This is a genomic window from Croceicoccus hydrothermalis (assembly GCF_022378335.1).
In the GTDB taxonomy this organism is placed as follows: domain Bacteria; phylum Pseudomonadota; class Alphaproteobacteria; order Sphingomonadales; family Sphingomonadaceae; genus Croceicoccus; species Croceicoccus hydrothermalis.
Genome location: NZ_JAIQCI010000023.1, coordinates 26,972 through 41,265 on the forward strand (window position 1 = coordinate 26,972; position 14,294 = coordinate 41,265).

11 protein-coding genes are annotated in these 14,294 nt (G+C 62.6%); 6 read left to right on the plus strand and 5 right to left on the minus strand.

Annotation, left to right across the window (positions count from 1 at the left end; all coding sequences use genetic code 11):
* Positions 1–41: 41 nt before the first annotated feature.
* Positions 42–566: a sulfotransferase family protein gene (locus tag K4G67_RS13440; protein WP_239806873.1), complete on the minus strand. Its 525-nt coding sequence runs from the start codon at positions 564–566 to the stop codon at positions 42–44.
* An 11-nt stretch (positions 567–577) separates the two neighbouring features.
* Positions 578–898 carry a hypothetical protein gene (locus tag K4G67_RS13445; RefSeq protein WP_239806874.1) on the minus strand — a complete coding sequence of 107 codons (321 nt, stop codon included), beginning with the start codon at positions 896–898 and terminating at the stop codon, positions 578–580.
* Here K4G67_RS13445 and K4G67_RS13450 point away from each other — a divergent pair.
* The 6 genes from K4G67_RS13450 (at position 891) to K4G67_RS13475 (ending at position 8,903) form a co-directional block, all read left to right on the plus strand.
* Positions 891–1,934, plus strand: a complete 1,044-nt coding sequence (locus K4G67_RS13450) for an acyltransferase family protein (RefSeq protein WP_239806875.1) — start codon at positions 891–893, stop codon at positions 1,932–1,934. The genes K4G67_RS13445 and K4G67_RS13450 overlap by 8 nt on opposite strands.
* Positions 1,935–2,303: 369 nt before the next feature.
* A complete protein-coding gene (locus tag K4G67_RS13455; protein ID WP_239806876.1) occupies positions 2,304–2,882 on the plus strand; it encodes an ANTAR domain-containing response regulator in 579 nt (192 codons plus the stop codon).
* A complete protein-coding gene (locus K4G67_RS13460) occupies positions 2,882–4,096 on the plus strand; it encodes an ABC transporter substrate-binding protein (protein ID WP_239806905.1) in 1,215 nt (404 codons plus the stop codon). Before K4G67_RS13455 ends, K4G67_RS13460 begins: the two co-directional genes overlap by 1 nt.
* A gap of 262 nt (positions 4,097–4,358) precedes the next feature.
* Positions 4,359–5,579 (plus strand): alginate export family protein, encoded by a 1,221-nt coding sequence (locus K4G67_RS13465; protein ID WP_420830042.1) that lies wholly within the window; start codon positions 4,359–4,361, stop codon positions 5,577–5,579.
* A 16-nt stretch (positions 5,580–5,595) separates the two neighbouring features.
* Positions 5,596–7,080 carry a NarK family nitrate/nitrite MFS transporter gene (locus K4G67_RS13470; RefSeq protein WP_239806878.1) on the plus strand — a complete coding sequence of 495 codons (1,485 nt, stop codon included), beginning with the start codon at positions 5,596–5,598 and terminating at the stop codon, positions 7,078–7,080.
* A gap of 41 nt (positions 7,081–7,121) precedes the next feature.
* Positions 7,122–8,903, plus strand: coding sequence for a bifunctional protein-serine/threonine kinase/phosphatase (locus tag K4G67_RS13475; protein ID WP_239806879.1), 1,782 nt, complete (start codon positions 7,122–7,124; stop codon positions 8,901–8,903).
* Here K4G67_RS13475 and K4G67_RS13480 read toward each other — a convergent pair.
* The 3 genes from K4G67_RS13480 to nirB are packed head-to-tail and all read right to left on the minus strand — an operon-like array spanning position 8,883 to position 14,283.
* Complete coding sequence (locus K4G67_RS13480) at positions 8,883–11,519, minus strand: nitrate reductase (protein ID WP_239806880.1); 2,637 nt, start codon at positions 11,517–11,519, stop codon at positions 8,883–8,885. The genes K4G67_RS13475 and K4G67_RS13480 overlap by 21 nt on opposite strands.
* Entirely contained in the window at positions 11,519–11,851 is a 333-nt protein-coding gene (gene nirD / locus K4G67_RS13485; RefSeq protein WP_239806881.1) for a nitrite reductase small subunit NirD, read from the minus strand. Before nirD ends, K4G67_RS13480 begins: the two co-directional genes overlap by 1 nt.
* Positions 11,848–14,283 carry a nitrite reductase large subunit NirB gene (gene nirB / locus K4G67_RS13490; protein WP_239806882.1) on the minus strand — a complete coding sequence of 812 codons (2,436 nt, stop codon included), beginning with the start codon at positions 14,281–14,283 and terminating at the stop codon, positions 11,848–11,850. Before nirB ends, nirD begins: the two co-directional genes overlap by 4 nt.
* Positions 14,284–14,294 lie beyond the last annotated feature (11 nt).

Sequence of the window (14,294 nt, forward strand, 5' to 3'; positions counted from 1 at the left end):
CAAGAACCTGTAATTCTCGCTTTATCCGCCCTGCCGGTCGCTCAATAGTGCGCACTCCATTTGCGCATTTGACGATAGAGCGGCTCGACATCTTCGATCGAGGGGGCGATCTCCGGCTCGCGCAAGCGCCATTTTTCCGCACGGGGCGGCGAGATCGTCGAGGCGGAGAGCGGCAAGGTCGCGGCCGTCCACTCGAATGCGTCTGGTGATATCTGCATCAGCCGCGCCACCGGCGCCAACGCATCGGCCGGATGCGAGATAAGCGCGCCATAGCTGAGGCCTGCGAGGCGTTCGGACGCCATATTTGTAAGTTCTTTCAGGATCGCCGTATTGCAGCCGTGCCACTGAAAGGCGGCAATTTCGGCGAGCGATCTGCCCTTCATCGCCCGCCAGCCGCTTGGCAGCGCGAGGCACCAGACATCGCGATCCCAGCGGGGAAGATTGCGAAAGGTCACGAACTGTCCGGTCCGTTCGCCCACGTGCCACCCTTCGATCAGGCTCGCGATCGTTTCACGCGGCTCGCGGTAGAGAAACACGAAACGTGCCGATGGAAATACGCGGCGCAAGAACGACAGGTTCAGCGCATTACGCGGCGTTTTTCCACGATGAGCGGGGCGGTCGTGCCAGATGCTTCATGCGCCGGCCTATCGTGCAGCAGCGCCCCATCGCGGTTGCGCAGCATCGCGAGGACGAGGCAGCGGAACATCCGCACCGTCTCCGGATCGGCGTGCCGCTCGTCCAGCTTACCGGAATCGAACACGGCATTCTCCGCCGCAAGGTGGGGGAACTGACGATGTACGACATGGCTTTCGCCGCCGATCGTCCATACATCGGGCAGCCGGGCGAGCAGATCGAACAGCAATGTGCTGCGCGGGCTCGCCGTTGCGGGGATGATCATCGTCAATCCCGCGGCCGCGCTGCATTACGGCGCGAATGTGGATGTGCCGCCGTTTCTGGTCCATGCGAAATGGATCGGCCTGACACCAGCCGACTGGGTTTTTCCCGCCTTTGTCATGATGGTGGGGGTGTCGATCCCGTTCGCATTGGGACGACGCGAGCCAGACGCCGACCTGTACCGCCGGATCGGCTGGCGGACCTTGCGTCTCGTTCTGCTCGGCCTGTTTCTCTCGAACTTGCACTGGCTTCGCGATCTCCCCGTGGACGAATGGCGATTGTTCGGCGTTCTTCAGCGCATTGGCCTTGTGTATGGAAGCTGCTGTCTGCTTTATCTCCCGCTTGGGTGGCGTGCGCGGGGGGCGCTGCTGGTCGCCGTGCTGGTGCTCTACTGGCCGCTGCTCTTGCTGCCTGTGGGCGGGGCTTCGTCCGATCTATTCGTATCGGGGATGAACGCGGCGGCTTTTGTCGATCGGATGCTTTTTGCTCCCCATCTTTATGTCAAAGGTCCGGCCGGCTTCGATCCGGAAGGATTGCTAAGCACCCTGCCGGCGATTGCGCATGGGTTGATAGGGGTCGCGATCGGAGAGGTGATCGTCGCGCGTGGCAAACGGGCCGCAACCCGTGCGCTCCTCCTCATCGGTTCGGGGATGATCGGCGCCGGCTTTTGCTGGAGCCTCGTCTTCCCGATCATCAAGGCTTTGTGGACGGGCAGCTTCGTTCTGGTGACCTGCGGTATAACCACGATAGTTCTGGCGGGGCTGAGCGCCTGGCTCGACCAAGGCAGGCCGCATGTGAAGGCCGCGCGTTCGTTCGTTGCGATCGGCACCGGTTTCGGGATCAATGCCATCGCGGCCTATGCGCTGCATATGGTGACCGCCGGGTTACCGACGTGGGATATGCTGCTGCTGCCGTATGAAGCGGCTCGCGCGCTGCTTGCGGAACCTTTGGCGGCACTGCTGCCGATACTCTCGTACCTGCTGCTCATCGGGTTCTTTATCGATGGGCTGCGACGCAAAGGCTGGGTCATCAAGATCTGACCTGCCCCGAGCCGGAAACCCTGCACGCCCGTTTCGGTATTTCCGCTCTTCGCCCAAGGTAATCCTCCCTTCTCGAATGATCCATGTCCGTTTCCTCCGCTCCTACAAAGCTGCGATGGCCGACCTTGGTTGTGAGCAGAGACAGATGACGGACCGCACAGCCGCCTTGGCCGAATGGCAGATTTTGACAAGCTGACGAATAAGCGGGGGAGGGTGCACTCTGCAAAACCGGAAGAGTTTCGCATTCGACTGACACATCCATCCAAAAGCTTCTCAATCACGGTTTGTCATCGAAACCATCCCTCATTGCATGAGGCTTCTTATCCGAGTTCCCTTGCTTAATCGGATGCTGCGCTGCACAATTGCAGGATGCGGATAGTCGTGATCGATGAAAGCCGGGCAAGGGCTACGATAATCGAGGAAGGATTACGGGCGTTCGAAGATGCCGAAATCTTCGTCCTGTCCGACCGGCTTGGTTTGTTGGCGCGAATTGCCGAGATCGACCCGGACATCGTTATCATGGACCTCGGCAATCCGGCCCGCGACGTTCTCGAAGAGTATTTCGCGGTCAGCCGCGCGCTCGCCCGCCCCATCGCCATGTTCGTCGACGAAAGTGACGACGACGCGATTGCGGCGTCGATCGATGCCGGTGTGTCCGCATATGTTGTCGACGGGCTGTCGGCGCCGCGAATACGGCCGTTGCTGGATCTCGCGGTCAGGCGTTTCGATGCGTTCTCCCGTCTCGAAGACGAGCTGGCCCAGGCGCGCGGCCGATTGCACGAGCGCGAGGTGGTTGATCGGGCCAAACGCATCTTGATGAACGAGAGGCGATGCTCGGAGCCTGAAGCCTATGCCGAACTGCGCCAGAAGGCGATGAGTTCGAACAGGAAGATCGCGGCCATCGCGGAAGCGGTGGTTACCGCGCATGAGCTTATGAAGGGCGGATGATGAGCGAAAAGCTGACGATTGGGTTCCTGCCGCTGGTCGATGCATGCCTGCCCATTCTTGCCCGTGAACTGGGCTTTGCCGAAGCGGAAGGGCTTGACCTTACGTTGACGCGCGACGTCACGTGGGCGACCGTGCTCGACCGGCTTCTCTATGGCCATACGGATGCGGCCCATTTGCTCGCCCCGCTCGCCATCGCCACGACGCTTGGCCGGGGGCGCCCGGCGCGCCCGATTGCGGCGCCATTCGTGCTCGGCCTCAATGGGAATGCGGTTACCTTCCGTACGGATCTGGCCGATGCCGTGTGGCCACGGCCCGGGCTGAGTGAGCCTGCGCAATTGGGTGCCGCACTGGCGGAGGTGGCGCTTGAGCGATGTGCGCAGGGGCGCCCCTTGCGCTTTGGCGTGGTCCATCGCCATTCCTCCCACAATTACATGCTTCGCTACTGGCTGTCCGCCTGCGGTATCCGCCCGGACAAGGACGTGGAGATCGTGACCATCGCCCCGCCGTTTAGCGCCGATTCGCTGGCAAACGGCGAGATCGACGCATCGTGCGTGGGCGAACCGTGGAATTCGGTGGCGGTCGAACGCGGCGCGGGCCGCATCGTGCTTGCCACCGCGCAGATATGGCGGCGCGGTGTGGAAAAGGTTCTGGCAATGCGGGAGCCGCGCCTCGCCGATCGTCAGCCCGCGATCGAAGGATTGATCCGCGCCATGCGACAGGCCGGCAGATGGTTCGTCGATCCGGCAAACCGTCAACAGGCCGCAGCCATTCTGGCCAGGGCGGAATATCTGGATGGGTCGGCTGATATCATCGGTCGTGCAATTTCCGATCAACTGGTCCTGACGGTCGGCGCGCAGCCGATGACCTACCCGGATTTCATGTTCCAATATGATGAGGCCGCCAATTTCCCGTGGATCAGCCAGGCGTCATGGCTTTATACCCAACTCGCACGCTGGGAAGGGCTGGCCTTCGACCCCGTCCAGGCCGAGAGGGCAGCCGCGGTGTTCCGGCCCGATGTCTATCGCCGTGCCCTCGCAGGCACAGGTGACCTTCTGCCCGGCGCGAGTTCGAAGGTCGAGGGCAGTCTGGCGCGGCCGCTCGCTGTCGGCGCGCAGCAGGGACAAATAACACTCAGCGCGAACGGTTTTTTCGACGGACACATCTTCGACCCGGATCAGGCGGAGGGCTATCTGCAGCAGCAGCTCCAGGCCTGAAAGCAATATTACGGGTTCGGCCGGACCCGTAACCTTTTTGTTGCATCGCAATATCGAATCGCATAACAATGTGTGCAAGCCGGTGATGCCCAATGGCGGGGCATCGTTCGATCCGGCACAAAACTCCGAAAATGCGTGGCAACGATGCCGCCCGACCGATCCGATCCGGATCGCATGTCGTGGCGGTTTTTTTGCGTGCGCGGCCGGCAGCATCGCCGGGTGGAGTGGGAGAGATCGATTGAAGTGACAGGCTGCAGGAGGGATGTCCGTGCGAAGCACTATTCTGGGAGTATCATCGGCCGCGCTGCTCGCGACGCCCGCGATGGCCGGGGAGGAACCGCTCGGGCCGGTTGCGATTGCCGATGGAGTAACGATCGATCCGATCCTGACGGCCCTTCTGCGTTACGAGGGCGTGGAGCAGGATAACGCCCGGAATGATGCCGATGCGTTGACTGTCCGCGTCCGTGCCGGCGCACAAATGACGGCGGGCATCGTGTCCGCCCTGGCCGAAGCCGAAGGCACGCTGGCGCCCATCGATCGGTACAACGATACATTGCCCTTCAACGGGATCGAACCGTATCCCGTCGTCGCGGATCCGGAGAATTTCGAACTGAACCGCCTGCAGCTTGCGGTGATGCGGGAAGGAACCGGTGCAATACTGGGCCGCCAGCGCATCGTTCTTGGCGATGCGCGCTTCGTCGGCAATGTCGGCTGGCGCCAGAACGAGCAGACATTCGACGCGGTGCGCGGACAAGTCCATGTGGGGCCCGTCGCGCTCGATGCCATCTACGCCATCAGCCAGCGGACCATTTTCGGCGTCGACAGCCCGAACGCGCATTTCGATGGCGATTTCGTCTTTTTGAATGCCGGAACGAATATGGCGGGTGTGGATGTGGGCGGGTTCTCCTATCTGATCGATTACGATACGCGCCCTGCCTTTTCCAGCCAGACCTACGGATTGCGCATCGCCGGCAATATCCCTCTGCCCGGCCTCGGTCTTTCAGCCGAAGCGAGATTTGCGAGCCAGTCGGACTATGGCGCGAACTCTGTCGCTTACACGGCCGAATATTACAATCTCCGGCTTGGCGCGAAGATAGCGGGTGTCGGCATACTCGCCGGTTACGAGCAATTGGGAAGCGATGCCGGGGTCGCCGCATTCCAGACGCCGATGGCCACGCTGCACGCCTTTCAGGGATGGGCCGATATCTTCCTCGTCACACCCGCGAACGGCATTCGTGATTACCATGGAACGCTATCATACGATTTTGGCGGGAGCTTGCCGGTTCCGGGCCTGAAGGCCGCGATCACATACCATCGGTTCGACAGCGATTTCGGCGCTATCGATTATGGCTCCGAATACGATGCTTCGCTCGCTGTGAAACTGGGCGCTGTCGCGCTGCTGGCGAAATACGCCGATTACCGTGCCGACGCTTTCGCCGTCGATACCCGCAAAGTCTGGCTGCAAGCCGAATTTTCGTTCTGACTGAGGAGCGCCAATCATGTCGACATCGTTCAATCTGTTTTCATTCACCGGCAAGATGCGCACGCTGCATCTTACCTGGTTCGCGTTCTTCCTGACTTTCGTCGTCTGGTTCAACCTTGCGCCGATGCTTCAATCGATCCAGGAGACTTTCGGCCTGACCAAGGATCAGGTTACCACGCTTCTGATCCTCAACGTCGCCCTCACCATACCCGCGCGCATCGTGATCGGGATGCTGACCGATTTCTACGGCCCGCGCAGGGTCTATTCGGCGCTGCTGATCGGGGCGTCGATCCCGTGCTTCGCCTTTGCGCTCGCCGACAATTTCGTTCAGCTCGCCGTTGCGCGTTTCGCGCTCGGCTTCATCGGCGCGGGCTTCGTCATCGGCATTCGCATGGTTTCCGAATGGTTTCCTGCCAACGAGCTTGGGACCGCAGAGGGTATCTATGGCGGATGGGGCAATTTCGGCTCTGCCGCCGCGGCCTTTACCCTGCCCACCATCGCCCTGCTGTTCGGCGGCGAGGATGGATGGCGCTGGGCGATCGGCCTGACCGGCGCGATGGCGATGGTCTTCGGTTTCATCTATTATTTCAGCGTCCGTGACGTGCCGGAGGGGTCGAAATACTTCAAGCCGCGCAATGCCACCGCGATGGAAGTGACGTCGAAAGGCGATCTGTGGCTGCTGCTGGTGATGAAAATCCCCCTCTACCTCGCCCTCGGTGCCCTGGCATGGCGCCTGACCAATGTCGGCATCTTCAGCGACGGCACCGCACTCGCCGTCTATATCGGTCTCGCCATGCTGTATGCGTATGACGCGATCCTCGCCATCCGCGCCAACAGCAGCCTTTTCACTACGCAGGTTCCAGAATTTCAGCGGTACAAGTTCAAGCAGGTGGCGATCCTCAACATCCTCTATTTCGCGACCTTCGGGTCGGAACTCGCCGTTGTTTCCATGCTTCCGCTGTTCTTCGCCGATACGTTCGGCCTGTCGGCGGTGGTCGCGGGGATAGTCGCGTCTGCCTATGCGTTCATGAACCTTATGTCGCGCCCCGGCGGCGGGCTGTTGTCCGACCGGTTCGGCCGCAAATCCGTGCTGCTGATCCTGACCGGGGGGCTTGCGATCGGCTATGCTTCGATGGGCATCATCGATGCGAGCTGGCCGCTATGGCTGGCGGTCGTCGCTGCCATGGCCTGCTCGTTCTTCGTGCAGGCGGGCGAGGGCGCGGTGTTCGCGGTCGTTCCGCTCATCAAGCGTTCGCTCACCGGCCAGATCGCCGGTATGACGGGCGCCTACGGCAATGTGGGCGCGGTCATCTATCTTATCGTCTATTCGGTGGTGGACGCCTCGACCTTCTTCTTCGTGATCGCCGGTACGGCGGTTGTCGGTTTCATCGCGCTTCTCTTTCTGGAAGAACCGACCGGTGAAATTGCCGAGATTGACGAACACGGCACGGTGACCATGATCCAGGTCGGGCGGACGGTGGGCGAACCGCAGGCCGTGTGATGTTTCGCGCATAATGCAACGATTGCGAGAGGGAACGCAGTTTGGCCAGCACAGACCTGTCGGCAATGCCGGACCAGTTCCCCTCGCAGACTTTGCGCGCCGTCATCGGCGGTTACAGTGCCGCCGGTTCAAAGGTTCGGAACGACGACGCGATCGCCGGAAAAGTGCCGGACGGGGATGCACAGCGGCACTTCAAGGGTATCGTGGCCTGTATTGCGGACGGCCTGTCGAGTGCGCGCAACGCCGATCGCGCGGCGCAGCTCGCCGTCCTGCAATTCACGCGCGATTATTATGACGCGCCCGAAAGCTGGACGGTCCAGAATTGCGCTGCCCGCCTGCTCGCGTCACTCAGCAGCTGGTTCCATTCGCAGAACCGCTCCGGCAATGCCGATAGCGAAGGCTTCGCAACCACGTTCACCGGCATAGTGGCGCGCTCGACCACGGCGCATATCGTGCATGTGGGGGACACGCGCTGCTATCGCCTCCGGGGCGGCCGGCTCGCCCTGCTGACCGAAGATCACACCGCCCCCTATCTTGGCGGGGCCGACGTCTTGACCAGGGCGCTGGGTATCGATGCGAACGTGCGCGTCGATTACCGGCAGGAACCGATGCGCGCGGACGATCTGTTTATTCTCACCAGCGACGGCGTCCACGGTTCGCTTTCCCATGATGCCATTGAAGATATGCTGGGCGAGGCGGCGCCGCGTGACCGGGCGGAGCTGGAACGCGCCGCATCCGGCCTGTGCGATGCCGCGCTGAAGGCCGGCAGCACGGACAATGTTTCTTGCATTCTGGTGCGCATCGAAGGGCTGCCTTCAGAAACGCTGTCGGAGGCGCATGGCCGGCTGACGCGCCGGGCTATTCCGCCTGTGCTCGCAATCGGCAATCGCCTCGACGACTGGCGCGTGGTGGAGGTGCTCCACAGTTCGGCACGCAGCCATGTCTATCTGGTTGAGCATCCGGATCGTGAGGGGCGCTATGTGCTCAAGGCGCCATCTGTCAATTTCGCCGACGATTTGCGCTATCTTGAAGGTTTTGCCGTCGAACAATGGGTTGGGCGCCGAATTCGTAACGCGCAGGTCATGCAGGTGCTTCCCGCACAGGACACCCGTTTCCTCTATTTCGTCGCGGAACATGTCGAAGGGCGGACGCTGCGGCACTGGATGAACGATCAGCCAGTGCCGGCGTGCGACGACATCCTTCCGCTCGTCGCGTCGATCGTTTCGGCGGTGCGGGTGTTCCACCGGATGGAGATGGTCCACCGCGATCTGAAGCCGGAGAATATCATCGTGACGCGGGATGGTACGGCGAAGATCATCGATTTCGGTTCCGTCCAGGTTGCCGGATTCGCCGACCTTCGATCGGCGGAAATCGCGCAATGGCCAGAGGGTTCGTTGAACTATATCGCGCCCGAAGTGCTCGCAGGGGAGGCGGCGCAAAACCTCTCCGACCTGTTTTCGATTGCAGTGATCTGTTGGGAAATGCTGACCGGCGCCGTCCCTTTCGATCGCGAAGCGAGTGGCAAGCCGCTCATTTCGCAGCGCGAAAGGACGAGGTCTGAATTCGCCCGGTTGCGACCCGACATGTCCCCTGCGGTTGGCACGGTCCTCGCCAGGACTCTGTCGTCCGAGCCATGCGACCGGCAACAGGCCATGTCGGAATTTGTCGGCGAGTTGCGCGAGGCATGCAGCAGTTCCTTGCGTCCCACCGAATTCGTTCCGCTGATCGAACGCGGGTCGAAGGCGATGTGGCGCAACTGGGCCCTGATCGCGACGCTCGTGTCGATGGTGATGGCGGTGCTGCTATTCGGCCGGTTCGGTTAGGACGAACTGCGAAAGGATCTGCCGCAATTCCGCCTTGCACGATCCGCAATTGGTGCCCGCCGACGTCGCCGCTCCGATGGCATCGACGCTGAGCAACTTTTCCGCTTCCACGGCGCGCGCGATGGTGTTTCGTCCGATCGAGAAGCATGAACAAACGAGCGGTCCGGGATCGGGTACGTCGCCGCGCGCCTTTCCCGCAAGCGCCCAGCTCGCCTCGCTGCCCGGCAGCCCGACGAGGAAATCGCGCATCAATGCGATCGGCTTTCGCGCCACATAAAGCGCGGCGAGAAGGATCTCGCCATCGAGGAACCCGATCCTGCACGAGCCGCGTGCCGCATCCTCCATGATCTGCGCGTCGGCATCGGGAAGGTCGAACAGGCGTCGCGCCCAGTCTTCCCATTTTTCCGGTTTTTTCAGACCGGCAAGCTCGGCCCTGTAGCCCGCGCCCGTGCGCGCCCGGGCCCAATATTCGCAATCGGGCGTGAAGCGCTTCTGCGCGATTGCGAAACCATGCCAGCGCGCATCGAACCTGTCGGCACGCACCGTGGCCGCCTTCGTTTCCGGCTGGCCCGAGAGAGGATCGGTGACCGACGCGACCAGCGCATCGATCCTAGACGCGGGCGCGTTTTCCCCCGTCCAGTGCATCGGCGCGAAAAGCGTGCCGGGTTGCACCTCGTCACTCTGACGAAGGCGCAGGATGGCGCTGCCGTAATCGTTCGAGAGGCGCACCAGATCGGCAGGCTTCAGGCCGAGCCGTTCGACGTCCTCGCTGTGCACATCCACGAATGGTTCGGGCAGATGCGCCGAAAGCCGGGGCGACAGCGCGGTGCGGGTCATGGTGTGCCACTGGTCACGCAGGCGCCCTGTGTTCAGCCGGAACGGCCGATCGTACGAGGCGGCAATCGCAGGCGGGCGATAGCGCACCGCGACGATCCGCGCGCGTTTGTCCGCGTGGAAGAATTGACCGTCCGCAAAGAAGCGATCGATCGCGCCGCTCGCGCCTTGTGGCCAGCGCGTGGGAGCCATCCGGTCGTAGGCGGAAGCATCCATGTCCGCCATCGCAGAGATATCGAAATCGAGCGCCATGCCCCCCGCGATCGCCGACAGACGGGCGTATTCGGCGAAAATCTCGTGTGGACCATTCCACGCGAATGCTTTTTGCCAGCCCATTCGCCGGCCGATCTCGGCCATGATTTGCCAGTCGGGCCGCGTGCTGCCGGGCATGGGAAGCGCCGCCCGTTGCCGGCTGATCGTGCGGTCCGAATTGGTGACCGTGCCGGATTTTTCCCCCCATGCCGCAGCCGGCAGGAAAACGTCGGCCAATCGCGCGGTATCGGTTCGCAGCGTTATGTCGGAGACGACCACGAACGGACAGTCGGCGATGGCCCGCCGGATCCGGTCGGCATCGGGCATGGTCACCGCAGGGTTCGAATGGACGATCCAAAGAGCCTTGATCCGGCCGTCGGCGACGGCATCGAACATGTCGATGGCTTTCAGGCCGGCGTCCTTCGGAAGAGATCGCGTGCCCCAGAATTCGCCGACCGCCTGCCGATGCCGGGAATTGGACAGATCCATGTGACAGGCAAGCGTGTTGGCAAGACCGCCGACTTCGCGCCCGCCCATGGCATTGGGTTGTCCCGTGATCGAAAACGGCCCCATGCCGGGACGTCCGATCCGCCCGGTCGCCAGATGACAATTGATGATCGCATTGACCTTGTCGGTGCCGGATGAGGATTGATTGACCCCCTGGCTGAATAGGGTGACCGTTTTTTGCGTGCCGATCCACAGATCGAAAAAGGCGGTAATGTCGTCGCCAGACAGGCCGGTCGTTGCCGGGTTGTCCGCCATGGCAGCGGCCAGAGCCTCGTCGAACCCGCGGGTATGGGCATCGACATAGGTGTCATCGACGGCGCCGCGGCGGGCGATTTCGGCGAGCAGGCCGTTGAACAACGCCACGTCGCTGCCGATGGCGAGCGGCAGATGCAGATCGGCATCGTCGCAGGTCGGGGTACGGCGCGGGTCGATCACGACGAGCTTCATATGCGGGCGCGCCTGGCGCGCGGCGGCAATTCTCTGGTAGAGTACCGGATGGCACCACGCGAGATTGGAGCCGACCAGCACCACCAGGTCCGCCTCTTCCAGATCCTCGTAGATGCCCGGCACGGTGTCGGTGCCGAAGGCGCGCTTGTGGCCGGCCACGGTAGAAGCCATGCAGAGTCGCGAATTGGTGTCAATATTCGCGCTGCCGATGAAACCCTTCATCAGCTTGTTGGCGACGTAATAATCTTCGGTGAGCAATTGCCCGGACACGTAGAACGCGGTGGCGTCCGGCCCGTGTTCGGCCCGCACCTCCAAAAAACGACGGGCGACAAGGTCCAGCGCGGCGTCCCATTGTGCGTCCTGCCCGTCGAGCTGCGGAACCAGCTGCCGCTCGGCGAGGCCCACCGTCTCGCCCAGCGCCGCGCCCTTTGAACACAACCGCCCGCGATTGTTCGGATGGTCCGGGTCGCCGCGTACCGACAATCCGCCTTGCCCATCGGGCTTGAGCAAGACGCCGCATCCGACCCCGCAATAGGGGCAGGTCGATCGAACCTCTCCGGCCTCGCAAGAAACCATCAGGCGGGGGCTTTCTGCGCCAGCGTGCTCACGTCCAGCAAGACCCGCCCTGCTTCGGTCCGCACGGGATAGGTGGCGATGCTGCCCGCATCGGCGCCCTGTGCTTCCCCTGTTTCGAGCGAATAGGTCCAGCTGTGAAGCGGGCAGGTCACCTTGCGCCCGTGCACGATTCCTTCGGCCAGCGGGCCCTGCTTGTGCGCACAGCTGTTGGACGTGGCGAACAGCTCCTCCTCGTCGGTGCGGAAAATCGCGACGCAGCCTTTCGCCGTTTTCACCATGCGCGCACCGCGCAAGGGGATATCGCTCAGCGCGCCTACATCGGTCCAGTTCATTCGGCAGGCTCCATCGTGAGATCGGCAAGGGGCTGGAATTTGACCGCTTCCGGCTCGGCTGCCCGTTCGGCCCAGGGGTCCTTGCGATAGACGGACTGCGACAGTTCAAAACGTTCGTTCAGCGCGGCGCGCTCGGCCGGGTCGGAAAGGACCTCCTTCACCCAGTCCAGCCCGACCTTGTCGACCCACTTGTACGGCCGGTCGAGATATTTGGCGTGCTCGCGGTAAAGCTGGACGAAGGCGGCGGTCCATTCGATCGCCTCGTCCTCTGTCGCCACATCCACGAGCCGCTGCGTCTCGCGCACATCCATGCCCGCTGCACCCGCAACGCCGATCTGATAGCCGGAATCGACGCAAACCACGCCCACGTCCTTGCACGTCGCCTCGGCGCAATTGCGGGGGCATCCCGACACGCCCAGCTTCACCTTGTGCGGTGTCCACGATCCCCACAGCTTCTTCTCCAGCTTGATGCCGAGGCCGGTGGAATCCTGCGTTCCGAACCGGCACCAGTCGGTGCCCACACAGGTCTTCACCGTCCGCAGCCCCTTGGAGTAGGCGTGGCCCGAAACCATGCCCGCCGCATTGAGATCAGCCCAGATGGCGGGCAGGTCTTCCTTCTTCACGCCCAAGAGGTCGATCCTTTGACCGCCCGTCACCTTCACCGCGGCATCGTATTTCTTCGCCGCCGCCGCAATCGCCAGCAGTTCGTCCGGGGTGGTCATCCCGCCCCACATGCGCGGCATTACGGAATAGGTGCCGTCCTTCTGAATATTGGCGTGATTGCGTTCGTTGACGAAGCGCGATTGGGCATCGTCCTGATAATCGAGTGGCCATTCCGCGAGCAGGTAGAAATTGACCGCGGGGCGGCAGGTGGGGCAGCCATTGACCGTCTTCCAGCCCAGCTCCTGCCACACGGCCGGCTGACTGCGCAGCTTGCGCGCCTTGATCAGGCGGCGAACGTCCTCATGCGTCAGATCGGTGCAGCCACAGACCGGCTTGGCGCCGCCCGCGTCGAAACTGTCGCCCAGCGTCACGGCGAGCAATTGTTCGACAAGGCCGGTGCACGTGCCGCAACTGGCCGACGCCTTGGTCTCGGCGCGCAAGCCTTCGAGCGTGTCCGCTCCCGCCCCGATGGCATCCACGATCTGTCCCTTGCATACGCCGTTGCAGCCGCAGATCTCCGCTTCAGGCGGCAATGCTGCAACGGCTGCCAGAGGGTCCGCGCCGGCACCGCCAGCCCCCTGGAATGCGGGGCCATAAATCAGCGTGTCGCGCATATCGTCGATATTGGTCTGATCCTTGATGAGGCCGAAAAACCAGTTGCCGTCCGCCGTGTCGCCATACATGACCGCGCCGACCAGGCGATCATCCTCGATCACCAGCCGTTTATAGATCCCGCGCGCCGGATCGCGGAACACGATATCCTCGCGTCCCTCTCCTTCTGCAAATTCGCCCGCGCTGAACAGATCGCAGCCGGTCACCTTCAGCTTGGTCGAAAGTTCGCGCATGGCAAACGCATCGTCTTGCCCCATCAGCGTCCGAGCCAGCACCCGCGCCTGATCATAGAGCGGCGCGACAAGACCGAAGAGATTGCCCTCGAACTCGACGCATTCGCCCACGGCGAAGATATCGGGATCGGAGGTCCGCATCTGCGCATCGACGGTAATCGCCTTTCCGCAACTCAGCCCTGCATCCGCGCCGATCTGTCCGGCCGGACGAATGCCCACCGCCATGCACACGATGTCCGCATCGAGCACGGTACCATCTTCGAGCACGACCCGTTCGACCTTGCCATCGCCCTCGATCGCCTTGGTCGATGCCTTGAGCAGCACCTCGATGCCGCGCTTCTCGAGATCCTTCTTGAGCAGGTAACCCGCCGCCTCGTCGAGCTGGCGTTCCATGAGATGACCCATCAGATGGAGGACGGTCACGTCCATCCCCCGCAGGCGCAAGCCCGCTGCCGCCTCCAGCCCCAGCAGACCGCCGCCGATCACCACGGCCTTTGCACCGGGTTTTGCCGACGCTTCGATCATCGCGTTGGTATCTTCCAAATCGCGATAGGCAACCACGCCCGGCAGATCGTGCCCGGGCAGGGGGATGATGAACGGGGCGGAGCCGGTCGCGATGATCAGCTTGTCGTAAGGCACGTCGCCATTCGCGCCGATCACGACCTTGCGGGCCCGGTCGATCGCCGTAACCTTTTCGCCAAACCGGCAGGTAACGCCGTGCCGTTCATACCAGGCCGCGTCATGGGTGACGATCTCGGCAAAGCTTTTCTCTCCCGATAGGACGGGGGAGAGCATGATGCGGTTGTAGTTGCCGCGCGGCTCGGCGTTGAACAGCGTGACTTCATAGGGCGCGTCCGCTTCGAACAGATGCTCCAGCACCCGGCCCGAAGCCATTCCTGCGCCGATGACGACCAGTTTTTCCATGCCGTGCTCTC